Source organism: Bacillota bacterium (assembly GCA_013178125.1).
GTDB lineage: Bacteria > Bacillota > SHA-98 > Ch115 > JABLXJ01 > JABLXL01.
The window spans coordinates 183,629-209,951 of record JABLXJ010000005.1; the positions used below are offsets into that span (position 1 = coordinate 183,629).

The window sequence follows — 26,323 nt, forward strand, 5'->3', positions numbered from 1 at the left end:
ACAACATTGCAGTAGCCCGTCTAGCTAGAGCACCAGTGCTAGTATCCTTTCAAGATCCTCACTACTGTAGAATTCGATTTCGATCTTTCCCTTCTTCTTTCCGGGAAGGATGCGCACCTGCGTCCCCAGGGCGTGTTTGAGCCTATCCTCGATATCCAGCAGATTTGGATCAATACGCCTGACCCTTACCGGTGTTTCACGTGAAACATTACCTGGCCCCGCCCCGGATATGAGCCTCTTCACGAGCTCTTCTGTTTCTCGGACGGAGAGCTCCTCGCGGATTACCCTTTCACACACCGAACGCTGCAAGGCCTCATCCGCGAGCGCAAGCAGGGCACGAGCATGACCAACAGAAATTGTTTCACGTGAAACACTCTCTTGAATATCGGCAGGCAGGCTCAATAGCCGCAATGCATTAGCAATAACAGGCCGGCTACGTCCCAACATTGCGGCAAGCTGTTCCTGCGTAAAGGAAAACTCGACGATGAGCCGCCGGTAGGCCTCGGCCTCCTCTATTGGGTTCAGGTCCTGGCGCTGGAGGTTCTCCACCAGCGCTATCTGGATCATCGCCTTGTCGTCCAAATCGCGGAGGATCACAGGAACCTTCTTCAAACCAGCCTGCCTTGCCGCCCGCCACCTCCGCTCGCCGACAACAATCTGATACCCTTCTCCAACTCGCCTTACGATGAGGGGCTGCACAATCCCATGCAACCGAATAGACTCGCTCAGCTCGCGGAGCTTCTCCGGGTCGAAATCCCTCCGCGGTTGGTAAGGATTCGGGGCCAAGAGATCGATCCCGACCTCCACCACGCCCTCTTCGCCTTCCGGGTTAGCGTCAGGAATCAGCGCCCTTAACCCCTTCCCAAGTCCTCCCTTAGCCACCTAATCAACCCTGCCCTTCCGCTTGCTGAAAATCGCCGTGCCCCTCGCCCGCGCCAGCCATCTCGACCGCAAGCGCCCTGTAAGCCTCTGCACCTTTCGATTTGTCATCATAGAGTATGATGGGCTTTCCATAGCTCGGCGCCTCACTCAATTTAACATTACGCGGTATCACCGTATTATAAACCTTCTCCTTGAAAAATTGCCTGACCTCCTCACTGACCTGCTGCGAAAGGTTCGTACGTGAATCGTACATCGTCAAAAGGACACCCTCGATATGAAGCCCGGGGTTGAGATGCTTCTGCACCAGGCTGACAGTATTCAAGAGCTGGCTCAACCCTTCAAGGGCATAGTACTCACACTGAATCGGAACCAGCACGCTGTCTGCGGCTGTCAGGGCATTCAGCGTCAGGAGGCCCAGGGATGGGGGACAGTCGATCAGAACGTAATCATATCGCCCACGAACCTCCTCCAGCGCCCTGCGGAGGCGAACCTCCCTCGACATAACAGGGACGAGCTCAATCTCCGCCCCCGCGAGCCGTATGGTTGCAGGCACGAGATCGAGGCCGCCGACCTCGGTTTTCACGGTCAAAGCCGACACCGGGCGCTCGCTTATAATCGCATCATATATACAGGCTTTTATCTGACCCTTATCGACGCCCGCCCCGCTTGTAGCGTTCCCCTGCGGGTCTACATCAACCAGGAGCACCCGCCGGCCCAGCACAGCCAGGCAGGCTCCAAGATTTACCGCTGTTGTACTCTTGTAGAGTAGGCACAGAGCGCACAGCGTCACCCGGCCCCATAGGCCGTGTGACCGTGTCTCCCCATGCCCCTCTCCGAACCGGACGTGCGCCTTTCGACGCATCCGGCTCTCCGGAACTGCGCTCGCCTCTCCGCCGTCATCGATGATCTGCCCGCCTCTTGCCGTGCATGCGCTAGCACCCGGAGGACGCCCGGCGGTGAACCAGCCTATCAAGCAAGACAGGTCCCCTGTGCCCCTCCACAATTATACCTTGCCTCGAACAGGATCTCCTGAAAACAGTCCCTCTGGGGATTCCAGGGTGCCGCTTACACAGTAACGCGAATACCTTCCGGCGCGTCCAGCTATCAAGATAAGAAAACGTCCTCCTGCTGCTGGCAGCCCCGAAACAAACCCTCCACTCCTCGATAAGCTCATTGATCGCCGTGATAACCTCACCCAGATCCTTGAGTGGAGAACCCTTCAGGCTGGTGAGCCTCCTGACCCGGGACTTGTAGTAGCTTATCGCCGACTTCCCGGGGTAGACCGTGAATCCCACCCCGTTTCTCCCTCCCCGGCGCCTGAAGCAGAATCCGAGAAATTCCAACTCCGGCTCGCGGGGCACGATATCCAGCACAACCTTCTCCGGGCTCAGTCCAAGCTCGGATACTAGATATTCGCGAGCCTGGGTTACGACGGCCTCAAGCTCATCACGAGTTCCCGGGACCAGGAGCATGAGGAAACCACCATAATGAAACGACCGGGCAGGATAATACCGTGACATCTTCCCGAGCCACTCTTCGAATATGCTGAGGAGAATCCCAGCCAACAAGGCATGTAGACCCTCACCGGCCACAGATACGGGGCTAGCAACACCCAGGCAATCACCCCGCCAGGCAGCTCCCCGGGTCTTTAGGACACCAGTCAGGACCTCAATAAATCTCCTATCCTTTACACGTGACTTCAGCGCCCTAATCACTGACTTGCGCGCAGCACCTGATGCCCAGCCGCCGAGCCCCCCCTGGATGACCCACTCGCACGAGGCCCAGGGGCCGGCCTCAAAGCTCGCTCTGATCTCCTTCGCAATATTCCGCACCCTCCAGGCCCTCCGCAATCTCCCGGGCATATCCCACAACTCCGGGGGCCCAGCCCATAACACCGGGGACCTGGCCGCAGCGCCCGCATATAAAGGCTCGAGCACCATGCAGAGGGCTTCTTCCAGGACGCACCAGTGAATATCATCGAAACCCCATTCCAGCGCACCACTGCCGGTGCCACCCACGGGGTCCTCTTCCTCGCGCGCCCTAGCCACGGCGGCCAGAACCCGCCCAACAACCCCATCCACATATCTCAAACCCGGCCCATCCCCGAGAACGGCCCGGGCCGCCCGCTCAATCCAGGGCCGCCATTTCAATATTCCGTAAAGATCGGTAAACCTCTCCCCCTCCGGCATACAAAGAGACGCACGGTAGAGACTCCTCTGCTTTCGAGTTACGGGGTCATCCACCTCAACGGTGACACCTCTTGCCGATGCATGCACGGCTCAACGTCCCTCTACTTCCATGGAGTTTTCGCAGTTCCTGGGGTCCTTCGCCATGTGCCCCGCTTTCCAGGGCTCCGACTACTACGACCCCTCCGCCCCCACCTGGTGACCCTGTCACCACTATTCCCAGCGAGCCCATCCACGATGATATCGCCCGGCCGGGCTTCCATCAGGTCTCCCAGGCAGGTTCCCAGGTTCCATGCAGGACCCCTTCACACCAGACCTTAGGCCGCCCCTATGCCCATGCCGCCACAGGGAAACGGGCCCATCGTCCAACCTGTCCATCGTCCATATCCCCACCCCGGAGCTCCGCAGGCACGTAGGCCAAGCCCGCGCAGCTAACGGCGGCTCACCCGCATTCACACGCCTCACGTGGCTCTTCATGCCCCGGGAGGACAAATGCGAAATGCGGGGCAAGGCGCTAAATGGGCTTTACACGGGGCTTCCTCGCGTAGCCATAGCCTGGATTCAGGCTCGCCCTCAGCTCACCATCCTGCCACCGGGATCGTGAGGTTCAGGCTTGTTCGATGGGCTCCGGAACGGGGCTCCTCTCGGAAACCCGCCCCGCCATCTCAGCCTTACCGGCGGAAACTCGCAACCCGCCGAAACCCGCCGGCATCCGGAATCCTACCGGCATGGCCCTACATAGCTTCCTGGCGCACGCCCACGCCGCCTTTTTGATTGACAATGGCAATAACCTTGCTCATCCGTTACCTTTTAACTCCCTTCCTTTGACTCAGTCTTCTGCGGCTCCGCCTCAGATCCCGCAGCTATCCTCGCCTTTACCCTCGCACCCGCCTCATGCGCAACCTGTGCCGCCATGGTGCTCAGGCTCTTCTTCGAGATGCGGATGCGCACCTCGAACCAGTCTTCGCGATCATCCTCGTCAACGGACACCCGGATACCTGTCGCCCTCAACTGCCTTACAACATCGCGAATTGAATTGAGGAATAGCCGGATATCCTTAAAAGCCCTGACGACCACCCGCCCCTCCGGCGAGCCCTGCCGCCTGCCACTGGTTTTGAGCCTCTCCAACCTCCTTTCGATCAAGCGCTCCGTCTCGGCGACAGTCAAGTTATCCTTCAATACCCTATCCAGCATCTCCAGCTGGTCCTTCTCGCTGTCAAGCTTGAGAAGGGCGCGGGCGTGGCGTTCCGTGATTATTTCCCGGGAAATACTCTCAATCACCCTGGGCGGGAGCTTCAAGAGCCGCAATTTGTTCGCGATTGTCGACTGCCCCTTTCCAAGCCTCCTGGCAAGGTCCTGCTGCGTCATGGCGAACTCCGTCATCAGGCGGTGGTATCCAGCCGCCTCTTCCAGGAAGTCCAGGTCGCGCCGCTGGAGATTTTCAATAAGGCAAATCTCGGCGGCTTCCTGTGGGGCAATATCCTTGACAATGGCAGGTATCGTCTTCAAGCCTGCCAGCTTGCAGGCCCTCAGGCGGCGTTCTCCCACGATTAGCTCATATCTATCATCCTCGCCGTCGATCCGCTTCACCAGGACCGGCTGGATGACACCGTGCTCCAGGATGGACTGCGAAAGCTCCCTGAGGTCCTCCTCGCTGAATCTCACCCTGGGTTGGTAAGGGTTCGGCACAATCGAATCAACCGGGAGATCCTTGATAACGTCCCCCCCAACCTCGCCCTTCCCTTTTCGCAACCCAATGAATTGCGCAAAACCCCGTTTCATCCCCTCGCGTGGCGCAAAACCCAGCCCCTGGCATCCCGCAGAAAGCGCCACTCCCCCCTCCCCTCCCGCCTGGAACCCACATGCAGCGCATGCCAACAGCGGGCATGTGAATCCGCCGAGGGAAGCCTTCTTAGTCCAAATGGAATCCGACCCAACTTGGTCCAAACAAGAAGTTCGTCAAAGATTCTCTAATTCCTTCCGCGTGGACACCTAATCGGCCTTTTCTCTGGGATACCTGTCCTCCTTGGAAATTCCCCGGGCGAGGGCCGGATCTTCTCAATCAGGACCAGGCTTCTCTCTCCGTAGCCCCTGGGTAGGCTCGCATGCACGACCTCCCGAACCCGCCCTCCGAGCTGCTCCACTGAATATTCGGCCTCCGAAACCTCGGACCTGGCTAAAGGCCCCTTAAAGGCGATAAATATCCCCCCGCACCTGATAAAGGGAAGGCAGTATTCAACCAAGACAGGGAGCCTAGCTACCGCCCTCGCCACCACCCTGTCAAAGCTCTCCCTGTGGGGACTGCCCCGCGCGGCATAATCCTCGGCCCGCCCCCATATGACATCCACACCGCTGAGGCCGAGCATGGCAAATATATGCCGCAGAAAGTCAACCTTCTTACGCGTCGCCTCAAGCGCAACAAGTTCGATATCCGGGAACATAATCTTAAGCGGGACCCCCGGGAAACCAGCACCGGCCCCCACATCCAGCAGCTTGACTCCCCGGTCGAACCCTCCAAGCCGCCAACATGAAAGCGAGTCGATGAAATGTCTAAACACTATATCCTCGGGGTTGGCAGAGCCTACAAGATTGACCCGGCTATTCCACTTCGCAAGCTCTTGATAGTATCTGGCGAATATCCCTATCTTCCTTTCGTCAAGCGGAATCCCGGCCTCCCGGATCCCTTCCCTCATCAGACAGCTGATTCTTTCGAGTCCGTCCTTATCATCCGGGTTGACCGGGGGGCCCTTCTTATCAAGACTTTCCATCTAAATCCTCCATCTTATTATTAAAGTCCCCCATCCGCGCGCCGCTCTGCCCCCCTTCTCATGCTTTCCAAGTGTATCATCAGGACTGAGACGTCCGAGGGCGATACACCCGATATTCGTGACGCCTGTCCGAGCGAAAGCGGGCGTATCCTGCTGAGCTTCTCCCTGGCCTCCGCCGACAGACCGGACAGCGCCGAATAATCCAGCCCCTCTGGAATCTTCTTCCCCTCCAGACGGTGGAACCTCTCGACCTGCTCCTGCTCTTTCTTAATATAGCCGGCATACTTCAGCTCGATCTCGACCTCTGCGATAACGTCAGCCGGGAGCCGCGATGATCGTCTCTTATCAATTGGCTCGAGATCCGTATATGTGAAGCCCGGCCTCTTTAATAGATCAGCCAGCGTCATCCCGGCGACCGGGCCGCTTGTGCTCTCCAGCCTGCGGATCTCATCCCGGATCGCATCCCTGCGCCTGCAGAACCTGTCATAGCGCTCCTGGGAAATGAGCCCCAGCCTGTAGCCTCGTTCCGTGAGCCTCAGGTCAGCATTATTCTGCCTGAGAAGCAGCCTGTACTCAGCCCTGGATGTCATCATCCTGTATGGCTCCGCGGTCCCTTTCGTTACAAGATCGTCAATGAGCACGCCTATATATGCCTCCGACCTGTCGAGAATCACTGGCTCCAACCCCTTCACTAATAGGGCGGCATTTATCCCAGCAATCAACCCCTGGGCGGCCGCCTCCTCGTAGCCCGAAGTCCCGTTGATCTGGCCGGCGCAAAAAAGCCCGTCCATGCCCCTGACCTCGAGCGAGGGCTCCAGCTGGGTCGGGGCAATGCAATCATATTCGATGGCATAGCCGGGTCGCGCCATCCTCGCATTCTCGAGCCCGGGGACGCTATGCAGCATTTCAACCTGGACATCCTCCGGCAGGCTGGTCGACATCCCGCTAACATACATCTCCTCAGTTTCCAGCCCCTCAGGCTCCAGGAAAACCTGGTGGCGCTCCTTCTCCGGGAATTCCACAACCTTGCTCTCTATCGACGGACAGTACCTGGGCCCCCTGCCCTTGATCGCGCCCGTGTACAGGGGCGCCCTGTCCAGGTTATCCATGATGATCTCATGGGTCCTCCCGGTCGTATACGTCAGCCAGCAGGGAACCTGGTCAGCACGGGTCCTCTCCGTCTCATGGGAAAATCCCATATTGAGTATCTCGCCTGGCTGGATCAGCATCCTGGAAAAATCCACAGACCTCTTAAAAACCCGCGGGGGCGTCCCCGTCTTGAAACGCATAACCTCAAAGCCCGTGCTTCTTAACCATTCCGAGAGCTTCAAGGCCGGGTGCTGGCCCTGAGGCCCGGATGGGTAGTTGATCATCCCAATATGCACCCTGCCCCCTAGGTATGTGCCTGTCGTCAGGATGACAGCCTTCGCTCCATATTCGATGCCCGTGCTGGTCCTCACCCCGATGACGCGGGATCCCCTCAACAAGATCTCGTCAACGACCCCCTGGCGGAGGTCGAGACCCTCTTGGCGCTCGAGGACCTGTTTTAAAGCCGCCTGGTAACGCTTCTTATCGGCCTGAGCCCGCAATGAATGCACCGCCGGGCCTTTTTTTGTGTTAAGCATCCGAATCTGGAGGTATGTCTTATCAATATTCCTGCCCATCTCCCCGCCGAGCGCGTCTATCTCCCGCACGAGCTGGGCCTTTGCGGGGCCCCCGATGCTCGGATTGCAGGCCATCAAACCTGTATTATCTATATTCAAGCTGAGCGCCAGCGTCCTGCAACCCATCCGCGCGGCTGCAAGCGCCGCCTCAGCGCCAGCATGCCCTGTTCCGATAACTATGACATCGTAGTTTTCCATCATCACATCCCTTCACTCCTTCTACGCCCCTTCGACCTCGACCGCTATCCCGCCCGACGCAAAGGGTGCATGCATCTGTTCAGAGTATCCTAAGCGTGAGTTCGAAGATTACCGCCGCTTTCCCAGGGGTTGCCGGTGTTGCGCTCCGGGGACGGCGCGCCTCCGTTGAAATTTGGCGTTAGGGCCTTGCCAAATTTCAAAGGCCCCGTCGCGCAAACACCGGCAACCCCTGGAACGTGCTGGTAAATTGGCACAAATTAAGGAACCTGCACTTAGATGGGGAGGAAGAGCAAGCAAGTCTGCAAGCGAATTGACCACTGAGCGAGCAGGCTACTGCTCACCCTCCCTACATGGTACCTACTACGCAGGGGTCACGTAAGGGCGGGCAGAGCACGGCCTACCTATTTGCCGATGCAGAAATCGGCGAATATCCGCTCTATAACATCCGCGCTGGCGGTCTCCCCCGTTATCTCCCCCAGGGCCTCAATAGCTTCCCGCACGTCAACTGCGACTAAGTCAAGGGGGGTTCCGGCCCTCAGCGATGCCTGGGCATCCGCCAGCGCATCTAGTGACCTCTCGAGGGCCTGTTTATGACGAACGTTCGCGACAACACAGCTCTCCCGAGGGGGTACCCTCCCCCGGAGCACAGCGCCTGCGATGGCATCCTCGAGATCGCCAAGCCCCATGCCCGTCTCAGCCGAAACCATCACCAAAGGCACACCGGGCGCCAGCGCCTGGATCTCTTCCTCAGCTATTTTATGTTCGAGGTCGGATTTATTCAATGCAATGATCCAGGGCCTACCCGGCTTCATATGATCAACGATCTGCCTATCCCCATCCCTTATGCCCTCGCTAGCATCAAGCACCACGAGCGCAAGGTCAGCCGCTTCTAGTTCTTGCCTCGCACGTTCCACGCCCAAACGCTCCACAAGATCCAGGGATTCACGCAACCCCGCGGTATCTATAAGCCTCACGGGTATCTGGTGTATATCCACAAACTCCTCGATAATATCACGGGTTGTCCCAGGGATATCCGTGACGATGGCCCTGGATTTCCTGGCCAGCGCATTGAGCAGGCTGGATTTACCTACGTTGGGCCTCCCGGCTATCACCACGCTGATGCCTTCGCGGTAAATACGACCACTGTCGGCCGTGCTGAGGAGCTTCCTGATGCGATCCGCCAGATCTACAATAACATCGTATATTCGCCCGGTCTCCTGCTCACCTACATCATCTGGGAAGTCGATGGATGCCTCAATGGTGGCGAGAACTCCCAGAACATCGTGGCGTATCGCCCCAACCTCTTTTGATAGGCTGCCGGCCAGTTGAGCCATGGCGACCCTGCGACTGGCATCAGTTCTTGCGCGGATAACATCAATCACCGCCTCAGCCTGCGCCAGGTCTATTCTACCGTTCATGAAGGCCAGCCTGGTGAATTCCCCGGGCTCGGCAAGACGCGCTCCGCACTTAAGCACAGCCTCCAACACGGCCTGGAGGGAAACCACACCGCCATGGCAGCTGATCTCAACGATATCCTGACGGGTGTAGCTCCTGGGGCCCGGCATAAACCATAGCAGCACCTCATCGAGGCTCTCACCGGTCTGCGGGTGAAAAACGAAGCCGTGAAGAACCCGCCTAGGTTGCAGCCTGTCAACCGGCATGCCATCGGCACGCCGGAAAAGCCTTTTAGCTATTTCATGCGCTTTATTTCCACTTATCCGAATTATCCCGATCCCGCCCTCACCGATGGGAGTCGAGATTGCCGCTATGGTTTCCTCCACGCAAATTCACCCCGCACCAACTCAACCTGCCTCGATAAAGTTAAATCGCCAGATCAAAGGAAAAGCGTGTCCATACGACACGCACTCTCTCAAACCGCTTCTGTTACAATCATGCCCGGGAGTGGTTGACGACTATAATTAATTATATTGCCCCCCATTTTACCTGTTACCTGCCATCACGCCCACCATCACGCATCAGACCTCTACCTGGGATCTCTTCCTCGGCACGATCACTATTCTACGGTAGGGCTCCACACCCTCGCTGTATGAGGTCACATCCCTGTTATCCTGTAAAGCAAGGTGGATTATCCTGCGCTCCAGCGGGCTCATAGGCTCAAGCCTGGCCTGGCGGCCTTCACGCCGCACACGCTCTGCGACCCTAAAGGCCAAGCTGCGTAGCGCCTGCTCCCGTCTCTCCCGATACCCCTCGGCGTCCACAACGATCTGGTAACGGCCATGGTCACCAGCCAGTTCGCCGTCCTTGCGGGCCTCGCGGTTTGCCACTAGATTTACAAGGTACTGTACGGCATCCAGGGTCTGACCGCGCCTCCCGATCAACGTACCCAGACCCTTACCCATGATATTAAAGCGTATTGGCATCTCCCCCCTATCTACGTTCACAGTGGCGTTGATACCCAAGCCCTTCAGGATGCCGCCGAGAAAATGCTGAGCCTTATCAATACCATCCTCCTTGACCGTCACCCTGACACGCGCCGGCTTCGACCCCACCAGACCCCAGAAGCCCTTGTTACCCTCCTCGAGGACCTCGACAACCACCCGCTGCCTGTCCACTTCAAGCTCCCGCAGGGCGCTCTCCACGGCTTCATCGACGGTCTTACCTGTTCGTTCGACGCCTCTCATGTTTCTTAGCCTCCCCCTTCGCTTTCCCCTTTCTCTGGTTTTCGCGACCGGGATTCTTTACGCTCTCGCTCTTCTTAGTCAGGGCGCCACCTATTGCTCCCCCTGTCGTGGCTATCGCGACATCTGCACCGGAACCCGGGCCCACGGGCTGGACCTCGGCTGGCGCCTGTCGCGCCAGCTGACGCGATATAAGATACTGTTGCCCTATGCTAAACAGGTTGGTAACGACGAAATATAGAGCTATACCGGCCGGGAAGCTTATACTAATCCACGTCATGAAAACTGGCATAATCAAGTTCATTACATTCTGAGATGCGTCGGTTTGAACCTGTTTGCTCTGGATATATGTTGTGACGCCCGCCAAAATGGGCAAGATGTAATACGGGTCTGGCTTGCTCAAATTTCCAAGCCAGAGAAACTTCTCTGCGGTGAACTGGAAGGTCCGCAGGACGTTGAAAAGGGCATATATGAAAGGAAGTTGTAGGAGCAGCGGCAGGCACCCACCAAGCGGGTTCACCTTATGCTCCCTGTAAAGCTCCATCAATCTCTTCTGGTATTCCTCGGGCTTCCCCTTATACTTAGCCTCGAGCTCCTTGACCTTGGGTTGGAGTGCCTTCATCTCCTCCATCGCCTTGGTTTGCTTCCAGGTAAACGGGTAAAGCACGAGTCTAATTAGTATAGTCAGCAGAATTATCGCTACGCCGTAATTCCGGGTGAGGCCGTACAAGAATTCAAGCGCCCACCGGATCCCTCCACTAAGGCTCAACGCATCCCCCTCCTCCTTCCTTACCAGCACAACGCCCCCAGGGAGTCTATTCTACGGGATCGTAACCGCCAGGGTTAAATGGATGACATCTCGCCAGACGGCGTAACGAAAGCCATAAACCCCTACCGACTCCATATCTTCTAATCGCCTCTTCGGCATATGCGGAACATGTCGGGTAAAACCTACATGTGGGCCTGAGCTTTAAATTAGAAAGAAACACCCGGTAAAGGCGAATCGCGGCCAAAACCAACCCCTGCACCCTATTCCCTCCAGAGTCCCGCCTTTTTCACAAGCGCCTGCAATGCATCCTTTATTTCTATAAAACCCGAATAGTTCGCGCGCCACCGGGGAAGCACGATCAGGTCAAACCCCTCCTTGACGCGCTCATCAATCGAACGGTAAGCCTCCCGGAGTAAACGCTTTAACCTGTTTCGCCGGACCGCGCACCCCAGCCTCTTACTGACCGAAAAGCCAACCCGGCTGGTGGGTAGCCCGCTCTCCAGGGTATATAAAACTACAAGATCATGGACATGGCTTTTCCCTGTCTTGAAAACCCTCTGAAACTCGCTGCCTTTCCTCAGGCGGCCCCTCTTGCCCTTTTCCAGAATCAATGCCTCCCCGCCCAGTCAGGCACTGAGCCTCTTGCGTCCCTTCAGGCGCCTTCTTTTCAAGACAAGCCGCCCGGCCCGGGTAGACATCCTTTTCATAAAACCATGAACCTTGCTCCGTCGACGAACCTTAGGCTGAAAGGTTCTTTTCATAGTGCATCTAAACCCCTTCCCGTGTGTAACCCCTTTATCTTGCTCGACCTCTTTATACAAACAGAAACCCAGAAAAAGAGCCCGGGCATCACCCCGGCCGATATGCCCAACAGCGTCATATCAATGAAATTATAGCCTAATCCATTCCAGCGTGTCAAGCATATCAGCTAGCCGAGCTAGCCGCCCCCGGCCGACCGGCCGGGGGCGGCTCCAGTGGCCTCCAGTGGCCGTAGGAAACCTATCCATGGCCACCCACACTGTGATTCCACGGCTCTTATTCACTCTCTCCGCCTCATCCCTTCTTCTGACTATCTATCTACCGTCAAACTCTTTTCACGTCTTCCCGGCACGCAATATCCACAGCAAACTTTCTCCCAACGTTTTCTCCCTTCCTTTCGCTTAGCCAACCCCGGCTTGCCCGCCCCGAAAATATCTGTTATCATTGTATTTACTGATCTCCCATACTTTCCACTAAAGGGAACAACAATATATTATTCCCAGATATACACAAGCTTATACACAGGCTGTGGATAACATTGTGGATAACCTGTTGATTCCCCCACACATATTCTCAGCCCCACCAAGCGGGCTTTTTAGAAAGGCCTGTGGATATTAGAACACCCCTGCTAAACAGGGATACAAATGTGAAAAATCCTGCCCTATGCGGGTAAAGTTATCAACAAGTCCTGTGGATTATCTAGGTGATTCCTTGTGAATAAACCCTGAATTACCCTGGTTTCCTAAGGTTTTTCACAGCTGTGGAAAACCTTGTGGATAACTTCAGCGCATCCGCCAAGTGGCGTTGTAAACTACCTGGTGATGTATCTCCATGATGCACTGGCGCAGGCGTCCGGAATCCTGCCGACGTTGAGCCGGGCTGAAACCGGGTGGAATTCGATAGTTATCCACAAAATCCTGTGCATAGCGTGTGGATATTTTCTTCACCTTCTCGGCGGGAGGAAAGTTGAAAATGGCGAGTTTTCTCCTTCGACTTTTTGGAAAGGGGAAATCAAAAGAGAAAACTTCCCGAACTCTCCCACACTCCCAATCCGGGAAGCGAAAAAGGTATGGGGTGAGGATAGCCATATATGATTCCATGTCCACCGTTCCAAGGATCATGGATATCGACTCAGAAGATCTTAGCGGGCTCCTTGATGAAATTGCCAATAAAACATATTCACTCTCTCACGAAAAGGGTGGAAAGGTCCCATACATCGCTATCAAAGAAATCGTGGAGAATCTCCTCCATGCGGAATTCAAGGATGCCGTGATAAGCATCCTCCCGGATGGGAATACTATAAGAGTCTCAGACCAGGGTCCTGGCATATTAGAGAAAGAGAGGGCTTTCCTTCCTGGATTCACAACAGCCACCCAGGAAATGCGCACGTATATTCGCGGGGTCGGGAGCGGCCTCCCAATTGTGCGGGACTCTCTGAGAGCCATCGGTGGGATGATGACAGTCGAGGATAACCTGCGATCGGGTTGCGTTGTCACACTGACGATACCCGGTCCGGACTCCGGCCCCCGGCCCGAACTTGCTGGGGTTATAACCCAGGCCAGGACCGATCCAGCAGCCAGCTCAAGGACAGAACCGACTGCGAATTCCTTCGTAGGGGCGGTAGAAAAGCCTGAAAAGCAGGAGAAAGGGGGCAAACCTGATAGACTCTCGGCCGAGCACGAAAAGCTTAATGAAATCCTTTCACCACGTCAGAAAAAGGTTTTCCTCCTGATCGCGGATATAGGCGAGGCGGGGCCTTCTACCATTGTGAAAGAGCTCGATATAAGCCTGAGCACGGCATACCGCGATCTCGTTACCCTGGAGGAACATGGCCTCCTCATGCCGGTTGACAACACTGGCAAGAGAAAACTCACTGAAAAGGGCGTGGCTTACCTTGGTGCCCTTTTCCAGTGAAGCGTGCCATGTAGCTGCGGGTTTTCATAATTTCGGGACAGGCCCCCCATACTGTGGCGCCGCGGTGCAACGCCACAGAGAAAGAGAACGTCTTTGGAAGTAGAGGATGTCTCTGAAACTAACTGGGCCATTCCGAGGGTGACTATGTGTATATCGGTCCATGCTGGGTTCGTCAGGATGCCAGGAGAGGGTGTATAAGTGTAGGGGGGGTATACCGGGCGCGGCTAAAACCCTGAATAAAGGCCGCCTGGAAAGAAAGCTTGGTCGGAAGGGATTTTAGTCGGAGGTAGATTTAGGAGGTAACGCGTATGGTGGACCGTGTTTCAAGTCTTTGGGAAAAGGTGCTCGAGATATTATCAACGGAAATAAGCAAACCGAGCTTCGAAACTTGGCTTAAATCAACACGAGCCAAGGATATGGATGAGAATTTCATAGTTATCGAGGTGCCTCATGAGCTGGCAAAAAACTGGTTGGAAACCCGTTACATAAGTACCATACGCCGGACTGTACAAGCCCTGACAGAAAAGGACTATAACCTTAAATTTGTCACGCGTTCCTCCCAGGCGGAAGAGACCAGGCAGGATTTGAACCCCACGACTCCATCGCAGGGTCAGCAGGAGGAGATATACCCTCTCGTCCTGAATCCCAAATATACCTTTGAATCGTTCGTCGTGGGCAACAGCAACCGCTTCGCGCACGCGGCTGCCCTCGCGGTCGCGGAGGCGCCGGGCCGGGCCTATAATCCCCTGTTCATATATGGAGGAGTGGGGCTGGGCAAAACCCATTTAATGCAGGCCATCGGCCATTTCGTCCTTTCCCAGAATGCATCGATGAGGGTCGTTTACGTCTCCTCGGAGACATTCACGAATGATCTCATCAATTCCATCCGCGATGACACCACAGGCGAGTTTAGGGAGAAGTACAGGAATGTAGACGTCCTCCTCATTGATGACATACAATTCCTGGCTGGCAAGGAGCGAACTCAGGAGGAATTTTTCCATACTTTTAATTCACTCTACGAGTCAAATAAGCAGATCGTAATCTCAAGCGACAGGCCGCCCAAGGAGATACCTACACTTGAGGACAGGCTGCGCTCTCGTTTTGAGTGGGGCCTGATAACAGATATCCAGGCGCCAGACCTCGAAACGCGGATAGCTATACTTAAGAAAAAAGCAAGCCTTGAGCGACTAGAGGTATCAAACGACGTCCTCGTCTACATTGCCAATCAGATTCATTCAAATATACGCGAGCTAGAGGGAGCCCTAATCAGAGTTGTGGCATATGCCTCCCTAAACAATAGGCCGATTTCCGTGCAACTCGCGATGGACGTATTAAAGGACATCCTCCCTTCAGCGAAATCTAAGCAAATTTCGATAGAAATGATCCAGCAGACGGTCGCGGATTTCTTCCAAATAGGTTTTGACGAAATGAGAGCAAAGAAACGCTCACGCAATGTCGCCTTTCCAAGGCAGGTTGCAATGTACCTGGCAAGGGAACTCACCGAGGCATCTCTACCGAAAATAGGAGAGGAATTCGGCGGCAGGGATCACACTACGGTGATACATGCCTGCGAAAAAATCCAAAGCGACATGAAGGGGAATGCATCCTTGTCATCTACTTTAAAAGAGATAATAGCAAGGCTCCAGCAAGGGGCATGAACCCCCTGCTTCATTTGAAATCACAGGTACCATCTAAACAGTTTTTATTTGAAATCGTAGGCCTGTGGATAAATCAGGGGATAACCGGGGGATAAGCTGTGGTAAATCCTGTGGACAACTTTCATGACGTATATAGCTATGGATAATGTGGACAACTTCGAATGGATATCAACAGGATAATCAACATTCGACTTGCAGTTTTCATCGATTCTTCACGCATATATCCACATAATCACAGTGCCTATTACTAGTACTCCGTATTTTAATATATAATCACGTTAGTAAATAGAAAAGGGAACCATCGGGCAATCGAATATTTATTTAATGGTAGAATGAGCAGATTTAGGGGGTCTAAGAATGAGGTTTGAGTGCCGCAGGGATGACCTTGTATCAGGGGTCCAGACGGTTCAGAAGGCCGTGTCTGCCAGGACGACGCTACCAATACTTTCAGGGATTCTCCTTGAAGGGAGGGACGGCAAACTCAGGTGCGTGGGGACTGATCTTGAATTGAGCATTGAGACCTACATTACAGCTCAGGTAGGGGAAATGGGAAGCCTTCTTTTACCTGCTCGTTATATTTCGGATATATCGCGGAAGCTCCCTGAGGATCATGCGGTAGTAGAAGCTTCAGAAACTTATATCGCAACGGTAAGCTCGGGGAGGGCGGTATTTAAAATTAACGGGATGGATCCCTCCGAGTATCCCATATTCCCCGTTATTGATGAAGGGGTGAGGTTCGGCATCAATGGTGGGATTCTCAAAAACCTCATAAGGTACACATCTTTTGCCGCGGCTCTCGAGGAGACGCGGGCCTTTCTTACAGGTGTTCTTTTTGATGTAGCCCCAAAGGGTATAAACATGGTCGCGACCGATACGTTTAGGCTGGCGATGAAGCGTGAACAATACAATATGGAGCTCGAGGGGGAGAGAAGAGTTATTGTACCAGCAAGGGCCTTAAATGAGGTTATGCGCTTGATAAGGGAGAATGATGAGATTGTAGAGGTCTCGCTGGGTGAAAACCAGATAGCCTTTAAGTTTGGTGAGACTACCATAGTGTCGAGGCTTATAGAAGGACAGTTCCCAAATTATGCCCAGGTAATACCGAAGGGTTTCAAGACGAGGCTGCTTGTGGAGACCGACAAACTCCTAGCCGCTGTTGAAAGGGCATCGCTTGTTGGAAAGGACGAATTTGGAACTGTGAAGCTTGCGGTGAGCAACGATACGCTTATGATAAGGGCGAATTCCCCCGATGTTGGGCAGGCCTTTGAAGAGATAGCTGCGTCGAGAGAGGGGGAGGATGGAGAGATAGCCCTGCGCTCCAAGTATCTTACTGATGTGCTAAAGGTGATCGACGGAGAGAGAATATATATAGAGCTTACAGGGGCTATCAGCCCTGCATGTTTTAGGGAAGAAAAGTCTGATGATTATATATATCTTATAATGCCTGTTACAAATATTGTGTAGGGAGCACTGGGTGCTACCCATTGTTATTGCTTTTTACTACTCGGATTGAACCGGGGATGGAGGCTGAAGTGCGTCAACGGTAGATTACATTATGCATGCCAAGCAAGAAGGACTCTATGAAGAACCCTATGAGGGAAGTTGAGATTCACACTAATAATATAAAGCTCGACCAGTTTCTGAAATGGGCGTGCGTCGCCTTTACAGGCGGGGAGGCCAAGCGCATGGTGGCCCGCGGCATCGTAAGGGTAAACGGTGCCATTGAGCAGAGGCGGGGTAGGACACTGGTGCCCGGCGATGTAGTCGACGTAGATGGATTTGGTTCCTTTCGCCTCGCGGACCGTGCCAGGCCTTGAGTAGCGCGGCCGCGTTGCAGTGGCAGTGGGGGTTGGGGATTTTGCTTGTCCGTCGCATATTCTTATCCAATTTTCGCAACTACCATAAACTGGATATCCAGGTCGATCCTGGTCTAAATATACTCGTGGGAGACAACGCCCAGGGGAAGACCAATCTTATAGAGGCGATTCATATAGTCGCCACCGGGAGGTCCCACCGCTCAGCCCGTGACTCCGAGCTTGTGAGATGGGGGAATCAGGGCTACCTCGTCAAGGCCAGGGTAACTAGGGGGGAAGCCGATTCCATAGTTGAGGTCGAATACAACCTTGCTCGGGGGAAGGAGATAAGAGTTGATGGGCCTGCGCGCCGCCTGGCGGGATCCGGCGGGGTGGGAACCGTTGTGGTATTTTCCCCCGACGAGCTTCAAATTGTAAAAGGGGGTCCCTTCCTCCGGCGGCGATTTCTCGATCTTTTGATCGTCCAGGTAAGCAAGGGATACCGTTATGAGCTCGTGCGTTACGCCAGGGTGCTCTCGCAACGCAACGCCGTGTTGCGCAGCTCGCGATTCTCTCGTTCCGCCCTCACCGAGCTCGACATCTGGGATGAACAGCTTGCGGATGCGGGTGCAAGGGTCGTCGAGAGGCGAAGGTTCGTAGTTGAGAAGCTGGCTCGTGTCGCGGCAGCAGTTCACCCTATGATCGGGGGAGCTGGAAAGCTCGACATACTGTACATTCCTTCTGTAGCTTTTACAGCCGGAGCTTGCCTTGATGTCTTAAAGAATGAGTTTGCCGGGAATCTCAAGAAAATGAGACGCGAGGAGATCGCGAAGGGTGTAAGCCTTGTGGGACCACACAGGGATGATCTCGTTTTCACGATCGAGGGGATGGATGCGAGGACCTATGCCTCCCAGGGACAGCAACGTTCAATTGTCTTATGCCTCAAATTTAGCGAACTTGAATTCATCCGGTCGGAAACCGGTGACGCCCCCATATTGCTTTTGGATGACGTCATGTCGGAGATCGATAAGGCCCACCAGGAGCTCCTCCTGGGTTACGTCAGCCATAATCTACAAGCTTTTCTTACAGCAACGCACCTGGCACAATTAGATATGCGGGGGCTGGATCATAATAAAGCATCAAGGGTAGTATTCACTGTGGAGAATGGGACGTGTAAACCCATGAGTATCGGGGCCTGAGCTAAAACCAACCAGTTTAGGTGTTCGAGCAAATTTCAAATGCGCGGCACCCGGCGCGAACTGGCGCGAGTCCTGGAAGGGCGTAGATTCATCTGCCTAAACCACCTCAATTTTGAAGTGCGGGTGTAAAATATGCTTGTGAAGATCGGCAGCGTCCTGGAGAGGAGCCTCAAGCAGCTCGGGGTATCAAACCGCGTAAAGGAAAAGCAGGCGGTTCAGGTATGGTTTGATGAGGTTGGTCCGGAGATCGCTAGGGCTGCAAGGCCTGTGGATTCTCGAGAGGGGATACTATTTGTGGCGGTGAGGACCTCCGCTTGGGCGCAGCAACTTGCATTCCTGAAGGAAGACCTCCTGGTGAAGCTCAACCGGCGCCTCGGCCGCAGGGTAATTAGGGATATAAAATTCAGGGTCGGCCCGTGGCCTGAATCGCCGTTTGGTGAGGAATATCTAGAAACCTCCTGTGGCCGGACCTGGCCGGGGTGCGCTGGATCCGGAGAGATGCTGCTGCCCGGCACCAGTCTTGCTGGAGGGGTGCGATCCGAGCAGCTACGATCCGAAGAAGCGAGCGAGCTTGTGAAGCGGCTCGGTGAAATGTTTGAGTATATACCCGATGATAAATTAAAGGGGGCCTTCATAAAGGCCGTGGTGGCCTGCAAGATGGCCTGTGAAAGGGGAAAGTAGATATGTTTCTGCATTTGGGCGGCGATGTGTCAGTCTCTACTAAAGAGCTCATAGCGATCCTGGATATGAACCTCGCCACGAAGTCCGGCGCGACAGGAGAATATCTGAGGGCCATAAAGGAAGAGGGATTTGTAAGGGACGTTTCCGGCGGCTCGCCCAAGTCAGTGGTCATAACTGGCGGCCATGTATATTTGTCAGCTATTTCACCCTTAACCCTGAAACGCAGGGCTGAGTATGGTGGCTTGGCCACTGAGGGCGCGCCGGATAATGAGGCTTAGCTTGTTTCAAGGGCGGTGCTACATGCGCGGCAGATCTGCGCGGCTATAGTGGTGGCTAAGGAATGATTAACATCCAAGTTTTTCCAAGAGAGGCGCCCGGTTTAACTTGACTCGCCGCGCCTATTTGGCTACAATAAAAAGGTTGGGCTAAGGTTCTCAGATAGGATAGCCCCGGATGGGGGGTATATTTCGATGAACAAACCAGCTAATTCACTTCCATACAGTGCCGAGCAAATTCAAGTCCTTGAAGGCCTGGAGGCTGTACGCCGGCGGCCCAGCATGTATATAGGCAGCACATGCGCGAGAGGCCTTCATCACCTGGTTTATGAGGTCGTCGATAACAGCATCGATGAGGCTCTGGCTGGATATTGCGATGAAATAGAAGTCACCATCAATAACGACGGTTCTGTAACGGTTGAGGACAATGGCAGGGGCATACCGGTGGATATACACCCCAAGCAGGGGAAGCCGGCTGTCGAAGTGGTCCTCACCACCCTCCACGCAGGCGGGAAATTTGGCGGCGGCGGCTATATGGTCTCCGGCGGTCTTCACGGCGTCGGCCTGTCAGTTGTAAACGCGCTGTCTGACTGGTTAGAGGTTGAGGTCAAGAGGGATGGCAGGGTGTACTTCCAGAGGTATGAGAGGGGCAAGCCGATTACCGGGCTGAAAGTCATAGGGACATCTGACGCTACAGGGACAAGGGTTACCTTTCACCCGGACGGGAAGATATTTGAAACGGTCGATTTCTCGTTTGATACTATAGCGCATAGATTGCGCGAACTCGCCTTCTTGAGCAGGGAAGTCGGCATCAATCTAAAGGATGAAAGAACCGGAAAGCAGGCGGCTTTCAAATATGAGGGCGGCATAGTATCCTTCGTTGAACACCTGAATAGAAGCAAGGAGCCTGTACACCCGGAGATCATTTACCTTCATGGAACCTCCGATAGCACAAGCGTCGAGGTGGCATTCCAGTATAACGATGGGTATCTGGATACTACCTTTTGCTTTGCGAACTTCATAAACACCGTAGAGGGCGGGACTCACCTCAGCGGTTTCAGGTCGGCGCTGACGCGGACCATGAATGACTACGCCCGCAAGATGGGTCTTCTCAAGGAAAATGAGGAAAACCTCTCCGGCGACGATGTCCGCGAGGGGCTTACTGCTGTCATCAGCGTAAAGTTGTTGCAGCCTCAATTCGAGGGTCAGACAAAGACGAAGCTCGGTAATAGCGAGGTTCGCGGCATCGTTGAATCTATTGTCTCGGAGGGGCTGGCGGAGTTTCTCGAGCAGCACCCCCAGTCGGCTCGCAAGATAGTGGAGAAATGTATCAACGCGGCGCGAGCACGGGAGGCTGCTCGCAAGGCAAAGGAGCTTACGAGGCGCAAATCGGCGCTGGAGGTCTCATCGCTCCCCGGGAAGCTTGCGGATTGCTCTTTGAGAGATGCCGACCTGTGCGAGCTCTATATAGTTGAGGGCGATTCCGCTGGTGGCTCCGCAAAGCAGGGGAGGGACCGGAGGTTCCAGGCCATAATGCCCCTGAGGGGTAAGATTCTAAATGTGGAGAAGGCCCGTCTCGATAAGATCCTCAACAATGAAGAGATCAGAGCCATGATTACAGCTCTCGGGACGGGGGTCGGCGACGATTTCGATGCGAACAAGCTGCGGTATCGCAAAATAATCGCCATGACGGACGCGGATGTTGACGGAGCTCATATACGAACCCTTCTATTGACCTTCTTTTATAGGTATATGAGGCCGCTTATTGAAAACGGTAACGTATATATTGCGCAGCCGCCATTGTTCCACGTGAAACATGGGAAGAAGGAATACTATCTATACAGCGAGCGCGAGCTCGAGGAGCTGCTGTCGAAGGTTGGCCACGATGGAATTACAGTCCAGAGGTACAAGGGCCTTGGGGAGATGAATGCCGAGCAGCTTTGGGAGACAACGATGAACCCTGAATCGCGAACGATACTCCAGGTGACCATGGAGGATGCGATGGCCGCTGAAGAGATATTCTCGACCCTTATGGGGGATAAGGTCGAGCCGCGTCGCGAGTTCATCCAGGAGCACGCCAGGGAAGTGACAGAGCTGGATATCTAAGCCGGGCCCCACGCGATGTTTGTGGGGGATGACGCGCACTGACTTGGCGAATAGGAGGGGTCAGGAATTTGATCGAATTATCGGATGGAAAGGTAGTTCCGATAAATATAGAACATGAGATGAAGAAGTCCTACCTGCTTTATTCGATGAGCGTTATCGTGGGGCGCGCGCTCCCCGATGTCCGCGATGGCTTAAAGCCGATCCACAGGCGGATATTATACGCCATGAACGAGCTGGGACTCACGCCTGATAAACCATACAGGAAATCGGCCACGATCGTTGGTGAAGTCATGGGCAAATATCATCCTCATGGCGATGCCGCAATATACGAAACGCTGGTGAGGATGGCACAGGACTTCTCTTATAGGTACCCGTTAATCGACGGCCACGGGAATTTCGGCTCGGTGGATGGGGATCCCGCCGCCGCGATGCGTTATACGGAAGCCCGGATGACCAGAATCACCATGGAGCTCCTGGCGGATATCAACAAGGATACCGTGGATTTCGGCCCCAATTTTGATGATTCTCTCAAGGAGCCAAAGGTCCTCCCATCTCGTTTTCCAAACTTGCTTGTGAATGGCTCCTCCGGCATAGCTGTCGGCATGGCCACCAATATTCCGCCTCACAACCTTGGCGAGGTCATAGATGCGACCACGATGCTCATCGATAACCCGGAGTGCACTGTGAGGGATTTGATGAAGGCTATTAAGGGGCCGGATTTCCCCACGGCCGGCCTCATTCTGGGGCGGGAAGGCTTCCGGGAGGCTTATGAAACCGGCAGGGGCACCATAAGGATGCGGGCAAGGGCTCAAATCGAGACCGCGCTGAACGGGAAATCCAGTATCATTGTCACCGAGATACCATTCCAGGTGAATAAGGCGCGGCTCATCGAGAGCATCGCAGAGCTGGCACGGGAGCGCAAGATCGATGGGATCGCCGATCTCAGAGATGAATCTGACCGTTCGGGGATGCGCATAGTCATCGAACTCCGGCGGGACGCGAATCCAAGCGTTGTGCTGAATCAGCTCTACAAGCATACCCAGATGGAAGCGTCCTTCGGGGTTATAATGCTCGTCCTGGTAAACGGCGAGCCCAAAGTGATAAACCTGAAGGAGACTCTGTATTACTATATTGAACACCAGAAAGAGGTTGTAACGCGGCGGACCAGGTTTGATCTCAATAAAGCCGAGGAGAGGGCTCATATCCTCGAGGGTTTGAGGATAGCGCTGGATAACCTCGATGCCGTTATCAAGCTTATTCGCCAGTCTCGCACTCCTGATATAGCCAGAGAGGGTTTGATGAGGGAATTTGGGCTCAGCGAGCGCCAGGCCCAGGCTATCCTCGATATGAGGCTGCAACGCCTCACAGGCCTTGAGCGCGATAAGATCGAAGCGGAATACAAAGAGGTGTCCGAGCTGATCATTAAGCTTAGGGGCATCCTCGCAGACGAGCGCAAGGTCATGGGCGTGATCAAGGAGGAGCTCCTCGCGATAAAGGAGAGGTTTGGCGACCCGAGGCGAACCCAGATTACAGACGAGGCGACCAAGCTTGAGATCGAGGACCTGGTTCCAAGCGAGGATATCGTGGTCACCCTGACCCACGACGGCTATATCAAGCGGGTGCCTGTGAACACCTACAAGAGCCAGAGGCGGGGGGGTAAGGGTATCACGGGCCTGAATACAAGGGAACAGGATTTCGTAGAGCACCTTTTCGTTACTAACACCCACGATTTCATACTGCTCTTTACAGACAGGGGACGGATGTACACCATAAGAGGGTACGAGATTCCAGAGGCCGGGAGACAGGCCCGGGGGGTATCTATTGTGAATCTCGTGTCCATGGCGCCCGGGGAGAAAATCAGGGCCGTTATTCCCATCAAGGAGTTTAACCCGGACCAGTACCTCCTGATGGTGACGAAGCATGGCACAGTCAAGAAGACGCCTGCCTCGGAATATGATACGGGGCGGAAATCAGGGCTCATAGCTCTCACGCTCGACGAGGGCGATGACCTGATAGCTGTCAAGTTAACCCGGGGAGACCAGGAGATTATCGTTGTTACCGCGAAAGGGCTTGCTATCCGGTTCCCCGAGGAGGAGATCAGGTCGATGGGCAGGACGGCCCGGGGGGTTAAGGGCATCCGGCTGCTAGAAGGGGATGAGGTCGTCGCCATGGATACAGTGAAGGACGGCGCAGATTTGCTCATCATCACAGCGAACGGCTATGGCAAGAGAACCCCGATCAGCGAGTATAGAGTGCAATCCCGCGGGGGCAAGGGCATCAAGACACTCAATGTTACGCCTAAGAATGGCCCCATAGTTGGCGCCAAGGTCGTCAGGGAGGAGAATGAGCTCATGGTGATCTCCGCCGGGGGAACCATCATCCGCATGCAGGTGAGCGACGTTCCTGTGCATGGCCGGGGCACGCAGGGTGTGCGGCTCATGAAGACAGATGATGGAGATTCTGTTGTTGCTCTCGCGCAGGTCGCTGCCAGGAATGGTAGTTAAGGGGATGGTGGCATGGGTGACACAAGCGGTATGGCGAAAAAGGGTGCTGAAAAAGGCGGGGGCTTTGAGGTTTTCGATCACACTGCCGATATAGGCCTCAGCGTATATGGCTCTTCGCTTGTTGAGACTTTTGAGAACGCCGCCCGCGGCATGTTTCATATCATGGCGCCGTCGGCTTCTGTGTTTCCAAGGGAGGTCAAAGAATTCACGCTGCGCGCGGATACGAGAGAGGAGCTCCTTGTTGCCTGGCTATCCGAATTGATCTACCTGTTCGATGCGGAGTCGTTCATGCCGGGCGTAATCAAGATTACGCAACTCGAGGAGAATTCCCATGGTCCCGTCTTGAGAGCGAGGGTTTCCGGGGAGCCGCTTGACCAAAAGAGGCATAACCCCGAGACGGAGATAAAGGCCGTGACATATCATCGTTTGGAATTAATGCAGGATGAACAGAATAACAATTGGACGGCACAAATTATTTTCGACGTATAATGCATAACGAATAACTCGCTTTCATCACTTCAGGGATCGGGATGCTAAGGGTCGTCGGGATAGCTTCGCCGGGGGGCTATGGGTGATGAGCTATGGGTGATGAATGGAAAGGGCCGCTTGAAAAGATAGATGAGCACAGGTGGTTGATTCCCAGATCTTATAAGGATGGTATGCGAGTTCCAGGGCTGATATATGCCGATGAACGTCACCTGGACCAGATAAAAGGCGACCAGGCCCCCGAACAGGTCGCCAACGTGGCTTACCTGCCCGGGATCGTCGGATGCTCGCTGGGGATGCCGGACATTCACTGGGGTTACGGATTTGCCATCGGGGGTGTTGCTGCAACCAGGGTTGAGGACGGCGTCATATCCCCGGGTGGCGTGGGCTTCGACATCAACTGCGGGGTAAGGATGCTGAGGACCGGCCTGAGTGAGAAAGACGTGCGGCCGAGAATCGAGGAGCTTGTTGGGCGGCTTTTTCACGATATTCCTTCGGGGGCCGGCTCATCAGGCGTCATAAAGCTGGGGCGAGATGACGTGCAGGAGGTGCTCGTCAAGGGGGCGCGGTGGGCCGTTGAGCACGGTTACGGCTCAACGGAGGATCTTGAATGCACCGAGGAGGGCGGGCAGATGGAGGGCGCCCTGCCGGAGAAGGTGAGCGATAAGGCTATTAAGCGAGGGATGCCGCAGCTTGGCACGCTCGGGTCCGGGAATCACTTTCTCGAGGTTCAAGTCGTCGAGGAGATCTATAATCCGGAGGTAGCCGGGGTTCTGGGCCTGGATCGAGGGCAGGTCGTGGTAATGATCCATACGGGTTCCAGGGGGTTTGGCCACCAGGTCTGCACCGATTATCTTGCCATCATGGAGCGGGCTGTCCGGAAATATGGCATCTTTATCCCTGATAAGCAGCTCGCCTGCGCTCCCCTTGATTCTCCGGAGGGGCAGGATTATCTCGCTGCCATGGCGTGCGCGGCCAATTACGCATGGGCAAACCGCCAGTGCATAACCTACTGGACGAGGGAGGCCTTTGCCAGGGTCTTCGGGGCGGGGGCAGGGACTGGTGGGGAACTCGGGATGAGTTTGATTTATGATGTCGCGCATAACATAGCCAAAATCGAGATGCATAATGTTGACGGGAAAAATATACGGGTATGCGTCCACCGCAAGGGCGCGACCCGCGCCTTTCCTGCAGGCCACCCTGATATCCCCGGTGCCTACCGGTCCATTGGGCAGCCCGTGCTGATCCCGGGGGATATGGGGAGGAACTCATACCTCCTTATCGGCGCGGAGCAGGCGATGAGGGAGACCTTCGGCTCCACTTGCCATGGCGCAGGGAGGACGCTGAGCAGGGGGGCCGCACGGCGTGGTTTGAGCCCCGAGGGTGTAAAGGAGATGCTGCGGGCGCGTGGCATTGTTGCGCTTGCAGCGACCAGGGCATCGCTGGTCGAGGAAGCGCCCGAGGCCTACAAGGATGTCAACGAGGTCGTTCATACCACCCATGAGGCCGGGATATCCTTGAAGGTCGCGAGAATGCGCCCCATCGGGGTAATAAAGGGCTAGGGTTCGGAGCGACAAAGGCTCGATATCGTGAGTAATATTGAGGAATATCCTGTATCATGCTAGTTTTTCGGGGCTAAATCGTCCTGGAGGGGCATAGACGGTGTTGAGATAGCCTTCAGTACGTGGTATAGTTATCATTGCTCCCAACGGGGAGCGGCAAACGGAGGGACGGCAACGTTTCTCGAATGCTCCTTGAAAACTAAGCAGTGATGAGGGACTGAGCGAGTGGTTATGATTAGGCTTGTGGTAGCCAGGTCTGCGGTGGTCGTGGAGCTGGTTA

24 protein-coding genes are annotated in these 26,323 nt (G+C 54.9%); 11 read left to right on the forward strand and 13 right to left on the reverse strand.

Features of this window, described 5'->3' with window-relative positions; translation table 11 throughout:
- Positions 1 to 24: 24 nt before the first annotated feature.
- The 13 genes from HPY71_06305 to rpmH all read right to left on the reverse strand — a co-directional run bounded on the left by HPY71_06305 (position 25) and on the right by rpmH (position 11,867).
- A complete protein-coding gene (locus HPY71_06305; protein NPV53120.1) occupies positions 25 to 882 on the reverse strand; it encodes a ParB/RepB/Spo0J family partition protein in 858 nt (285 codons plus the stop codon).
- Between the two features lie 4 nt (positions 883 to 886).
- On the reverse strand, positions 887 to 1,744 hold the full coding sequence (locus HPY71_06310) for a ParA family protein (protein ID NPV53121.1): 858 nt from the start codon (positions 1,742 to 1,744) through the stop codon (positions 887 to 889).
- Between the two features lie 70 nt (positions 1,745 to 1,814).
- Entirely contained in the window at positions 1,815 to 3,158 is a 1,344-nt protein-coding gene (locus HPY71_06315; protein ID NPV53122.1) for a hypothetical protein, read from the reverse strand.
- Between the two features lie 517 nt (positions 3,159 to 3,675).
- Positions 3,676 to 3,849 (reverse strand): hypothetical protein, encoded by a 174-nt coding sequence (locus HPY71_06320; GenBank protein ID NPV53123.1) that lies wholly within the window; start codon positions 3,847 to 3,849, stop codon positions 3,676 to 3,678.
- Positions 3,850 to 3,878: 29 nt separating this feature from the next.
- Positions 3,879 to 4,850, reverse strand: a complete 972-nt coding sequence (locus tag HPY71_06325) for a ParB/RepB/Spo0J family partition protein (GenBank protein NPV53124.1) — start codon at positions 4,848 to 4,850, stop codon at positions 3,879 to 3,881.
- Between the two features lie 188 nt (positions 4,851 to 5,038).
- Positions 5,039 to 5,836 (reverse strand): 16S rRNA (guanine(527)-N(7))-methyltransferase RsmG, encoded by a 798-nt coding sequence (gene rsmG / locus HPY71_06330; protein ID NPV53125.1) that lies wholly within the window; start codon positions 5,834 to 5,836, stop codon positions 5,039 to 5,041.
- Between the two features lie 20 nt (positions 5,837 to 5,856).
- A complete protein-coding gene (gene mnmG / locus HPY71_06335) occupies positions 5,857 to 7,701 on the reverse strand; it encodes a tRNA uridine-5-carboxymethylaminomethyl(34) synthesis enzyme MnmG (GenBank protein ID NPV53126.1) in 1,845 nt (614 codons plus the stop codon).
- A 398-nt stretch (positions 7,702 to 8,099) separates the two neighbouring features.
- Positions 8,100 to 9,479 (reverse strand): tRNA uridine-5-carboxymethylaminomethyl(34) synthesis GTPase MnmE, encoded by a 1,380-nt coding sequence (mnmE, locus tag HPY71_06340; GenBank protein NPV53127.1) that lies wholly within the window; start codon positions 9,477 to 9,479, stop codon positions 8,100 to 8,102.
- Between the two features lie 195 nt (positions 9,480 to 9,674).
- On the reverse strand, positions 9,675 to 10,340 hold the full coding sequence (locus HPY71_06345; protein ID NPV53128.1) for a protein jag: 666 nt from the start codon (positions 10,338 to 10,340) through the stop codon (positions 9,675 to 9,677).
- Positions 10,315 to 11,106, reverse strand: a complete 792-nt coding sequence (locus tag HPY71_06350) for a membrane protein insertase YidC (GenBank protein NPV53129.1) — start codon at positions 11,104 to 11,106, stop codon at positions 10,315 to 10,317. Before HPY71_06350 ends, HPY71_06345 begins: the two co-directional genes overlap by 26 nt.
- 46 nt (positions 11,107 to 11,152) lie before the next feature.
- Positions 11,153 to 11,365 carry a membrane protein insertion efficiency factor YidD gene (yidD, locus tag HPY71_06355; GenBank protein ID NPV53130.1) on the reverse strand — a complete coding sequence of 71 codons (213 nt, stop codon included), beginning with the start codon at positions 11,363 to 11,365 and terminating at the stop codon, positions 11,153 to 11,155.
- Between the two features lies 1 nt (position 11,366).
- Positions 11,367 to 11,717 (reverse strand): ribonuclease P protein component, encoded by a 351-nt coding sequence (gene rnpA, locus HPY71_06360; protein ID NPV53131.1) that lies wholly within the window; start codon positions 11,715 to 11,717, stop codon positions 11,367 to 11,369.
- A 15-nt stretch (positions 11,718 to 11,732) separates the two neighbouring features.
- Entirely contained in the window at positions 11,733 to 11,867 is a 135-nt protein-coding gene (rpmH, locus tag HPY71_06365; GenBank protein NPV53132.1) for a 50S ribosomal protein L34, read from the reverse strand.
- A gap of 1,072 nt (positions 11,868 to 12,939) precedes the next feature.
- Here rpmH and HPY71_06370 point away from each other — a divergent pair.
- From HPY71_06370 to HPY71_06420, 11 genes are all read left to right on the forward strand, one after another.
- Positions 12,940 to 13,779, forward strand: coding sequence for an ATP-binding protein (locus HPY71_06370; GenBank protein ID NPV53133.1), 840 nt, complete (start codon positions 12,940 to 12,942; stop codon positions 13,777 to 13,779).
- 311 nt (positions 13,780 to 14,090) lie between these two features.
- Positions 14,091 to 15,437 carry a chromosomal replication initiator protein DnaA gene (gene dnaA, locus HPY71_06375; GenBank protein ID NPV53134.1) on the forward strand — a complete coding sequence of 449 codons (1,347 nt, stop codon included), beginning with the start codon at positions 14,091 to 14,093 and terminating at the stop codon, positions 15,435 to 15,437.
- 357 nt (positions 15,438 to 15,794) lie between these two features.
- Positions 15,795 to 16,901: a DNA polymerase III subunit beta gene (dnaN, locus tag HPY71_06380; protein ID NPV53135.1), complete on the forward strand. Its 1,107-nt coding sequence runs from the start codon at positions 15,795 to 15,797 to the stop codon at positions 16,899 to 16,901.
- Between the two features lie 128 nt (positions 16,902 to 17,029).
- The gene (locus tag HPY71_06385; protein NPV53136.1) at positions 17,030 to 17,254 is read left to right on the forward strand and encodes an RNA-binding S4 domain-containing protein; all 225 of its coding nucleotides are present in this window, start codon (positions 17,030 to 17,032) and stop codon (positions 17,252 to 17,254) included.
- Positions 17,255 to 17,295: 41 nt separating this feature from the next.
- Positions 17,296 to 18,429, forward strand: coding sequence for a DNA replication/repair protein RecF (gene recF, locus HPY71_06390; GenBank protein ID NPV53137.1), 1,134 nt, complete (start codon positions 17,296 to 17,298; stop codon positions 18,427 to 18,429).
- Positions 18,430 to 18,561: 132 nt separating this feature from the next.
- Positions 18,562 to 19,110 (forward strand): DUF721 domain-containing protein, encoded by a 549-nt coding sequence (locus HPY71_06395; GenBank protein ID NPV53138.1) that lies wholly within the window; start codon positions 18,562 to 18,564, stop codon positions 19,108 to 19,110.
- Positions 19,111 to 19,112: 2 nt separating this feature from the next.
- A complete protein-coding gene (locus HPY71_06400) occupies positions 19,113 to 19,388 on the forward strand; it encodes a DUF370 domain-containing protein (protein ID NPV53139.1) in 276 nt (91 codons plus the stop codon).
- Between the two features lie 192 nt (positions 19,389 to 19,580).
- A complete protein-coding gene (gyrB, locus tag HPY71_06405) occupies positions 19,581 to 21,491 on the forward strand; it encodes a DNA topoisomerase (ATP-hydrolyzing) subunit B (protein ID NPV53140.1) in 1,911 nt (636 codons plus the stop codon).
- A gap of 71 nt (positions 21,492 to 21,562) precedes the next feature.
- On the forward strand, positions 21,563 to 23,995 hold the full coding sequence (gene gyrA / locus HPY71_06410) for a DNA gyrase subunit A (protein ID NPV53141.1): 2,433 nt from the start codon (positions 21,563 to 21,565) through the stop codon (positions 23,993 to 23,995).
- Between the two features lie 12 nt (positions 23,996 to 24,007).
- The gene (locus tag HPY71_06415; GenBank protein ID NPV53142.1) at positions 24,008 to 24,484 is read left to right on the forward strand and encodes an archease; all 477 of its coding nucleotides are present in this window, start codon (positions 24,008 to 24,010) and stop codon (positions 24,482 to 24,484) included.
- Between the two features lie 92 nt (positions 24,485 to 24,576).
- Entirely contained in the window at positions 24,577 to 26,043 is a 1,467-nt protein-coding gene (locus HPY71_06420; protein NPV53143.1) for an RtcB family protein, read from the forward strand.
- The last annotated feature ends 280 nt before the right edge of the window (positions 26,044 to 26,323 follow it).

What these genes read in the sequence shown, in the direction of transcription:
- gyrB (NPV53140.1), top strand. Translation starts at nt 19,581, where the DNA reads ATGAACAAACCAGCTAATTCACTTCCATACAGTGCCGAGCAAATTCAA.
- HPY71_06415 (NPV53142.1), top strand. Translation starts at nt 24,008, where the DNA reads ATGGGTGACACAAGCGGTATGGCGAAAAAGGGTGCTGAAAAAGGCGGG.
- HPY71_06400 (NPV53139.1), top strand. Translation starts at nt 19,113, where the DNA reads ATGTTTCTGCATTTGGGCGGCGATGTGTCAGTCTCTACTAAAGAGCTC.
- HPY71_06420 (NPV53143.1), top strand. Translation starts at nt 24,577, where the DNA reads ATGGGTGATGAATGGAAAGGGCCGCTTGAAAAGATAGATGAGCACAGG.
- mnmG (NPV53126.1), bottom strand. Translation starts at nt 7,701, where the DNA reads ATGATGGAAAACTACGATGTCATAGTTATCGGAACAGGGCATGCTGGC.
- HPY71_06325 (NPV53124.1), bottom strand. Translation starts at nt 4,850, where the DNA reads ATGAAACGGGGTTTTGCGCAATTCATTGGGTTGCGAAAAGGGAAGGGC.
- rsmG (NPV53125.1), bottom strand. Translation starts at nt 5,836, where the DNA reads ATGGAAAGTCTTGATAAGAAGGGCCCCCCGGTCAACCCGGATGATAAG.
- HPY71_06395 (NPV53138.1), top strand. Translation starts at nt 18,562, where the DNA reads ATGCTTGTGAAGATCGGCAGCGTCCTGGAGAGGAGCCTCAAGCAGCTC.
- HPY71_06310 (NPV53121.1), bottom strand. Translation starts at nt 1,744, where the DNA reads ATGCGTCGAAAGGCGCACGTCCGGTTCGGAGAGGGGCATGGGGAGACA.
- HPY71_06385 (NPV53136.1), top strand. Translation starts at nt 17,030, where the DNA reads ATGAGGGAAGTTGAGATTCACACTAATAATATAAAGCTCGACCAGTTT.
- HPY71_06345 (NPV53128.1), bottom strand. Translation starts at nt 10,340, where the DNA reads ATGAGAGGCGTCGAACGAACAGGTAAGACCGTCGATGAAGCCGTGGAG.
- dnaN (NPV53135.1), top strand. Translation starts at nt 15,795, where the DNA reads ATGAGGTTTGAGTGCCGCAGGGATGACCTTGTATCAGGGGTCCAGACG.
- rpmH (NPV53132.1), bottom strand. Translation starts at nt 11,867, where the DNA reads ATGAAAAGAACCTTTCAGCCTAAGGTTCGTCGACGGAGCAAGGTTCAT.